We start from the raw sequence: 639 nt of genomic DNA on the forward strand, positions 1-639 counted from the left end.
CGCGTCATTAGCTTGGAAGGCTAGGGTTCTACCATTGAACTACTCCCGCACGGACCACAAGGCCTTTGCGCAGCACCTTCATCACTCACATCTGGTGGAGGGGACTGGATTCGAACCAGTGTAGGCGTAAGCCAACAGATTTACAGTCTGCCCCCTTTAGCCACTCGGGCACCCCTCCGAAGAATTCAAAATTATACCAGAAATTTCAGCCGAAAAGTCAACAGTCGTCTTTTCCTGACCTGCAGCATCCCCCACCTCAAGCAAAACGCCCCCAGACCAATGTTGATCTGAGGGCGGTTTGGGCTGTAGGAGCCTGACGATGACCTACTTTCACACGGGAACCCGCACTATCATCGGCGCAAAGTCGTTTCACTGTCCTGTTCGGGATGGGAAGGAGTGGGACCAACTTGCTATGGTCATCAGGCATAAAGGGTTGCTGTCCTGGGGTTGAGGTCAGGACGGCGAATTCATAGAGAGGAATCAGATTATGTGTTTGATTGCGTCACTTGGCATAACAACCTTGACGTTTTTGTCAAAGTTATAGGGTCAAGCCGCACGAGCAATTAGTACTGGTTAGCTTAAGCGCTTGCACGCCTTCCACACCCAGCCTATCAACGTCCTGGTCTTGAACGACTCTTC

General features: G+C 51.5%; 1 tRNA gene and 2 rRNA genes. All 3 read right to left on the minus strand.

Going from position 1 to position 639, the window contains the following annotated elements:
• Window positions 1-92 precede the first annotated feature (92 nt).
• Window positions 93-178: transfer RNA gene (locus tag GVL52_RS31590), tRNA-Tyr, on the minus strand.
• A 133-nt stretch (window positions 179-311) separates the two neighbouring features.
• A 5S ribosomal RNA gene (gene rrf, locus GVL52_RS31595) occupies window positions 312-424 on the minus strand.
• A gap of 118 nt (window positions 425-542) precedes the next feature.
• Window positions 543-639, minus strand: a 23S ribosomal RNA gene (locus tag GVL52_RS31600); the annotation flags it as partial.

It is taken from the genome of Rhizobium sp. 18055 (assembly GCF_902706285.1).
GTDB lineage: Bacteria > Pseudomonadota > Alphaproteobacteria > Rhizobiales > Rhizobiaceae > Rhizobium.